Annotated in this window: 8 protein-coding genes and 1 other RNA gene; 2 read left to right on the top strand and 7 right to left on the bottom strand. The window is 37.0% G+C overall.

Going from position 1 to position 5,899, the window contains the following annotated elements; genetic code table 11:
- Positions 1-132: 132 nt before the first annotated feature.
- From ACM44_RS14505 to ACM44_RS14495, 3 genes are all read right to left on the bottom strand, one after another.
- Positions 133-837 carry a leucine-rich repeat domain-containing protein gene (locus ACM44_RS14505; RefSeq protein ID WP_048500780.1) on the bottom strand — a complete coding sequence of 235 codons (705 nt, stop codon included), beginning with the start codon at positions 835-837 and terminating at the stop codon, positions 133-135.
- Between the two features lie 113 nt (positions 838-950).
- On the bottom strand, positions 951-1,682 hold the full coding sequence (locus ACM44_RS14500; protein WP_048500779.1) for an SIMPL domain-containing protein: 732 nt from the start codon (positions 1,680-1,682) through the stop codon (positions 951-953).
- Positions 1,683-1,784: 102 nt separating this feature from the next.
- Positions 1,785-2,579, bottom strand: a complete 795-nt coding sequence (locus ACM44_RS14495; protein WP_048500778.1) for a hypothetical protein — start codon at positions 2,577-2,579, stop codon at positions 1,785-1,787.
- Between the two features lie 146 nt (positions 2,580-2,725).
- Here ACM44_RS14495 and ssrA point away from each other — a divergent pair.
- Positions 2,726-3,125: a transfer-messenger RNA gene (gene ssrA, locus ACM44_RS15105) on the top strand.
- 107 nt (positions 3,126-3,232) lie between these two features.
- Positions 3,233-4,390 (top strand): tyrosine-type recombinase/integrase, encoded by a 1,158-nt coding sequence (locus ACM44_RS14490; RefSeq protein ID WP_048500777.1) that lies wholly within the window; start codon positions 3,233-3,235, stop codon positions 4,388-4,390.
- A gap of 212 nt (positions 4,391-4,602) precedes the next feature.
- Here the strand turns inward: ACM44_RS14490 and ACM44_RS14485 are convergent, their stop codons facing one another.
- The 4 genes from ACM44_RS14485 to ACM44_RS15880 form a co-directional block, all read right to left on the bottom strand.
- Positions 4,603-4,995 (bottom strand): type II toxin-antitoxin system HicB family antitoxin, encoded by a 393-nt coding sequence (locus tag ACM44_RS14485; protein WP_048500776.1) that lies wholly within the window; start codon positions 4,993-4,995, stop codon positions 4,603-4,605.
- Positions 4,996-5,022: 27 nt separating this feature from the next.
- Positions 5,023-5,217: a type II toxin-antitoxin system HicA family toxin gene (locus ACM44_RS14480; protein WP_048500775.1), complete on the bottom strand. Its 195-nt coding sequence runs from the start codon at positions 5,215-5,217 to the stop codon at positions 5,023-5,025.
- A 135-nt stretch (positions 5,218-5,352) separates the two neighbouring features.
- The gene (locus ACM44_RS14475; RefSeq protein WP_048500774.1) at positions 5,353-5,718 is read right to left on the bottom strand and encodes an N-acetylmuramidase domain-containing protein; all 366 of its coding nucleotides are present in this window, start codon (positions 5,716-5,718) and stop codon (positions 5,353-5,355) included.
- Between the two features lie 2 nt (positions 5,719-5,720).
- A complete protein-coding gene (locus ACM44_RS15880; RefSeq protein ID WP_262486490.1) occupies positions 5,721-5,843 on the bottom strand; it encodes a hypothetical protein in 123 nt (40 codons plus the stop codon).
- Between the last annotated feature and the right edge of the window lie 56 nt (positions 5,844-5,899).

Genomic DNA, 5,899 nt, shown 5'->3' with positions numbered 1-5,899 from the left:
CGAAAAGCTACCGGAGCTGGAGTTTACCCTGAGGCTCTCGAAGGGTTCAACGGGCTTTCATTTGGCTCCGCCGAACCTCCGGTTTCTAGTCTTGCAGACAAAACGAAAGCTTAGTTATTAGCAGAAGTTTTTTTAATTTTGAATTACGCTTTGTGATGGCTTAATTTCTTTTTGACCAGAACTTTTAATCAATTTTACGTTTGGTTCTACATACATCGTTTTAATATTTTTATTATTTGAAATATTAAGTTCTTTTATAGCAGTTCCATAAAAATATAGCTGAAAAATTTTAGGATTATTTGTGATATTTACACTCGTTAATTTTTTACATCCATCAAGATCTAAACTTTCAAGATTTATATATTCACTTGCGTCAAAACTTGTGAAATTGTTATCACCCAAATATAGTAGTTGAATTTGATTATTTAATTTTATATCATTTAAATTTGACATTCCTCCGTATAAAGTTTTAAGATTTTTTATTTTTGATAAATCAACTTCTTTCGGATTTTGATTTTGACTAATTCCCAAAACTTCCAATTTTTCTAATTTGTTTAGTGGAGAAAAATCGCTAATATAGTTTCGATTGAGAATTAGTTCTTTTAAATTTTTAAAATCTTCGATACCTGATATATTTGTAATATTCTTTTGTGTTAAATTTAGTTTGGTAACATTAAGTAATTCATTTTCTTCGAAATATCCATTTTTATTTAAGTCAACTTTATTATCATAAAGAGCATCTGTGAAATTTTGATCCAGATATATTTTTTTGTGAGGTTGACAACTATATAATAGAAAATTAATAGTTAATAAAACTAAAAATAGTTTTGATTTCATTTTGAAAAGTGTGTTTGTATAAAATTTCTGCTAACTCCCAAATATACGCAATCTGTTGACACAAAAAATCCCCGAACGAAAATCGGGGGAAATATTTTTCTTTCTTCCAATTATTAGTCCACTCCGTATTCGAGTTTGATGGTGATGCTCGCTTCCTTGTCTTTTGAGGAGGTGTTGAAAGTTCCGCCATAAGAATATTCTTCCGTGGAATTCGGCGCGGTGATTTGGGTAACTCCCATCGTCGCCTTTTTCAGTTTCCCCAATGAACTTCCGGAGTTTTCAGCGATTTTCTCGGCGCGTTGTCTGGCGTCTTTCGTGGCGTCTGCAATCATTTGGTGTTTCACATCTGCCAATTTGGAGTAGAAATAATTCGGAGGCGATGAGGTGAACTCAATTCCCAAATTGATGATTTCCGTGATGTTTCTGGAGAGGTTTTCAATCTTGGCGACATCTTTACTGTCTATAGAAACGGTTTGCGAAAGTTGATAGCCCGCAAATGTCTGGCTGCTTCTCCCGTTAGCATCTGTGTTGTAATTGAATTGCTTCTGGATATCTACCGCAGAAAATATGATCTCATTCTTTGGGATTCCCTTTGAAACCAGATAGTTCTCGATTACTTTCCTGTCGTTTGCAAGTTGGTCATAAGCAGATTTCAGCTCGAAACTGTTGCGCGAGAAATTTCCGCTCCAGGCAATCACATCTGAGGTAAATTTTTTCACGCCTAATCCGGTAACGGAAATGGTGTTTTCAGATTTATTCCTGTTTTTAATAGCGTTTCCTAGAAAAGCGAGACCAATAACGAATCCAAGTGCCGCGATCGCAATCGCAATGATGTTTTTGTTCATAAAGTGAGGTGGTGTTTATTGAATAACTTTTTGTTAATGAATATATTATATCAAAACCTATTCCAATTTTTATGAATTCATTAACGTTTAATTAAGTTTTTGTTAACTTTTCGTTTTTCTGGTTTTCACATATTCTTTATAAGCCAACATCATCTCCGTGGAGATTTTGGAAATATTGAAATGGTTCCGGTATTTTTTTGCCAGCTGATAAGTTTGGTCGGCATAGATGAGGAACCGGTCAATTTCATCTTCATCCCAACCTTGGGAAGTGTAAAAACTTAAATCAAGTTCCAACTTAATCCTGGCGAAAAACTGCTGAGTTTCGGCGTAATTAGCTGTAGTCAACGGATTTGCCTTTTTTTTGACCAAGCCAAAAATAGCCTTTGCGATTCCCAAAATATTTGCGTGTCCCGCACTGTAATCCTGTCCTTGGAATGCAGATGGCGTCGTCAGTTTCGGACCAACTTCACTTGGCGGAGTCATCATGTATGCATTTAATGACGAATTGAGCGCAACCACCTTTTTAGGCGGATCAAGTGTTTTGGAATCTTTCTTCAAATTCCCGGTGGGTTGAAAAGCAATCTCCACTTCCGGAATCAGGTACGGAACTCTTTTCAAGTGGACATCGAGCGGTTTCGAAAAATTTTCATTGGAAATCCTCACGTCAAAACGGTCATAACCGCTTTTCACAAAACGGAGTTCGTCCGATGGTTTTGCGGCAATCATAAAGTTGCCGTCTTTATCAGAAAGTACTTTCTCATCGGTTCTGGTGTTAATGATGATCGTTTCAAAGATTTCGTTCCCCAATTCCGACTTCACCTTCCCGAAAATATAGCTCTGGGAAAAACCTGAAATCGAACAAGCGAGAAAGAAAATCAAAAGTAGTTTTGTTTTCATGGATTAAACTTTTGTTAAAAGTAAATCCTTTTTTGATTTGGGCGAAGAAGTTTAACCGCTGTTAACGGGTTTTATGAGAATATTGGGAAATTCTATTTTACTATCTTGGAATAAAAATTGCGTATCTTTGCATCCTTACAAAATCCGGGGCAGACTGGTTTCGACAGCAAGACCAATGGATAAGTAAGCATGCAGAGAACCGTGGCGCGATCTCTTTAATCCCTTGCTACAAAATTTTAACTGGCAACCAAGAGTTCGCTCTCGCTGCTTAATCTGAATCATAGTAGGATTAGCGTTTTTCCCGAAGCACAGTAAGGAAACGAGATATCCCGCAGAAGTTCTGTTTCGCGACGTCTGATCACGGGGTATAGCAATGCGGAAATAAGTCCCGAGAGTCTTCGATTCGGGAACGAAAACCTCAGAAGATAAGCGCAAAGTTGGCTGTCCGCTGTCTGCTTTGCGACGAAAACCAAGAACGGAATAAGCATGTAGAAATCTTATGTGTTGCTTGTTTGGACGAGGGTTCGAATCCCTCCTGCTCCACTATGATTATAAAGCGTTGAAAGTTAACGCTTTATAATTTTAAAAATTTACGTGAGTAAAAAAGAGTAAAATTTTTCACTTCCCCAAGCGTTCACAAATTTTATTGTGAAATGAAAAATTTTGAGGTGCGAATATATTCGCCCGAAAACCTGAAAGAAAGGTGGTACGTTTATGTTTACAACACTGCTACCCAGAAGATTGTACAAAAATTCTACAAAGGCATCAACGCCTTTACGGATTACCAGGATCGGATGATCCGCTGCGAGGTCCTGAAAGAATCCGTGGAAAAGGAACTGAAGACTGGATGGATTCCGAAGTCCGAAAAAAAACAGCTACCGCAACCTGAAGATTTGGGTATGAAAATTTTGGATGCTTTCGAATTTGCGTTCGAAATATTTAAAACCAAACTCGCAAAAAAGACGTTCCAAGATTATACATCCGTCCATAAATTTCTAAAGGTCGAAATTAACGCCTTAGGATGGCAAATTTATGACGTAAAGGAGTTCGAGCCATACCACATCAAAATATTGCTCGATGCTACCCAAAAACGTCAAAAATGGTCAAATAAGAGGTATAACAAAGCATCCAACGTTTTGCGTTCGATCTTTAACGTCCTTAGAAAGGAGTTTATAGTGAAAAGCAACCCCGCCCAAGGACTAGACTACCTTCCGGAAGAAGAAAGCGAAACAATCGACCTCATCACTCCCGAAGAGCAGACCAAAATCATAAATCATTTTAAGATCGTTTGCCCGAATTTCAATATTTTTCTAAAAATAATTTACCAATGCGGAATAAGGCCGGGGGAAATCCGTGAGATAAAATGTAAGATGGTCGACTTTGAAAAAAATGTGTTTGTACTTCCAAACTCCATCACAAAGGGACGTGCGAGACGTGTTCCAATTTCGACGGATTTGAAAGCCGATTTGATGAGGTTGGATTTTTCGCAGCCCGAAAATTTTCTTTTCGGAATTGCTTCGCCATACTGCAGGAGAAAGGATAAAATTTTCGTGGTCTCACCTCATCAATTATCTGTGAACGTTGCCGGGAATCTTTGGCGTGAAAACGTCCACGATATTTTGAACATCTATAAAAAAATGTATTGGTTTAAACATAAGGGAGCAAACGACAAAGAGAATAGCGGAATGGACATTAAGACCGTCCAAAGCGTTTTCGGTCACTCATCCGAAAAGATCACGGAAATCTACGCAACAAAGCACGAAGAAAAGCAATTTGAGATCGCAAGGGCTTTGATGCCGCAATTCAATTAAATAATAAAAGCCCTGAATTAACAGGGCTTCGTTGTTGCATAATAAGTCGTCAAACAATAACTATACAACTATTGTAAATTCATTTTTAGGTGCAAAATATTCACGACCGTTGTCTAATCTGATTATCCAAGTAACCCATGGCTTAAATTCCTTTGACGGTACTTCTTTGACGAAATCACCTATTAATCCGGTTGGTATATGTTTTAATCTCATTATACAACTGATAAAAATTCTTTTCCTAACTTATGGAAACCTTCTACAATTTTTGTCTTTTGCGCAGGTCTTGGATTACGATAACCCGAAACATAATGCCCTAATTGACGTTCATTTATTCCGGTTACTCGAGATAAGGCGGCACGAGTTAATATTTTGTCAAATCTATGCAATAATGCTTGAGCTGTAAACTCAAATTCTAACTCAAATTTACCTTGTAATTCTTTCGGAACATCTTTTTTATCCAATGCTTCCAAATGAAACTCCAAAGCGGAAATATAATTTTCTTTTGCTTCTTCGAAAGTTTTTCCGGTAGCAACACATCCCGGAACCGATTCAGATACCGCTCCAAAATTTACATCCCAATCTATAAATACTTTAATTTTTTCCATTTTAATTTCTTTTTTTTTGCGAGGTGGTTATTTCCACCCCGCTTGTTTAAAAATACTGTTTAGTAACATTTGAGAAAGTGTGTCGCTTGGTTTTCCGTTTACCGTTACAGTTCCATCTTTCTCATTGTGTTTGAACTGTCGGTGACTTCCTTTTTGTCTGTCAAGATACCAACCGTCTGCTTCGAGCATTTTGATGGTTTCTTTAACTTTTAATCTTTTCATTGTTGCTATTTGTTATTGTTTGACAGGTCAAAGATAGTAAAAATACTAACATAAACAAATTATTTTATAACATTTTTTAATTTTTTTCAAAAAAAAACTCCCAGCGATTGGGAGTTGAAAAAATGAAGAATTGAATTATGAAAAAACAGCTTTATATTTTCCGTATGCTTTTGCAAGGCTGGTATTGTAGGGTTCACGTCCATACTTACGAGCAAGCTCTAAGAATCCTGCACCGTTGTAAATTTTTGCAACGGTAAACCAGTCTCCTATTTTGATGGCATTTTTTAATTTGTCATCCGTATCAATGAATTTGCAAATCTGCCAAACCTGGTTCTCTAAAGATTTTTTTGCATGATCCCACATTGCGCCAACTGATGCAAATCCTAATCGTTTATAATGGAATCCCATTATTTGACCTAATCCGATTGATGTCGATTCCATCGCCGCGTTTGGGTTTTTGGCAAAAGCATCATTGAAAGCAATCCATTCCTTTGATTGCACATCTACTTTGTTTGGAAAAAACGGTCAAATTGACCACCTGATTTCGGAGCAAAGTGACCAGTGAATTTCGGTTTAAATTGACCACCGAGATTCGGAGCAAATTGACCACCTGATTTTCTTTCCATTTTCATTCATTTTAGCTTGTCTTTTTTCATGATGTTAAGCTCATAAATTCGCTGTA

This window comes from Chryseobacterium koreense CCUG 49689 (assembly GCF_001045435.1).
Lineage (GTDB): Bacteria > Bacteroidota > Bacteroidia > Flavobacteriales > Weeksellaceae > Kaistella > Kaistella koreensis.
The sequence above is the reverse complement of the archived record's forward strand: the minus strand, read 5'-3'. Positions and strand labels throughout refer to the sequence as shown.

Excerpts from the sequence above, each read along its gene's own strand:
- ACM44_RS14505 (WP_048500780.1), bottom strand. The coding sequence starts at position 837 with ATGAAATCAAAACTATTTTTAGTTTTATTAACTATTAATTTTCTATTA.
- ACM44_RS14500 (WP_048500779.1), bottom strand. The coding sequence starts at position 1,682 with ATGAACAAAAACATCATTGCGATTGCGATCGCGGCACTTGGATTCGTT.
- ACM44_RS14495 (WP_048500778.1), bottom strand. The coding sequence starts at position 2,579 with ATGAAAACAAAACTACTTTTGATTTTCTTTCTCGCTTGTTCGATTTCA.
- ACM44_RS14490 (WP_048500777.1), top strand. The coding sequence starts at position 3,233 with ATGAAAAATTTTGAGGTGCGAATATATTCGCCCGAAAACCTGAAAGAA.
- ACM44_RS14485 (WP_048500776.1), bottom strand. The coding sequence starts at position 4,995 with ATGGAAAAAATTAAAGTATTTATAGATTGGGATGTAAATTTTGGAGCG.
- ACM44_RS14480 (WP_048500775.1), bottom strand. The coding sequence starts at position 5,217 with ATGAAAAGATTAAAAGTTAAAGAAACCATCAAAATGCTCGAAGCAGAC.
- ACM44_RS15880 (WP_262486490.1), bottom strand. The coding sequence starts at position 5,843 with ATGGAAAGAAAATCAGGTGGTCAATTTGCTCCGAATCTCGGTGGTCAA.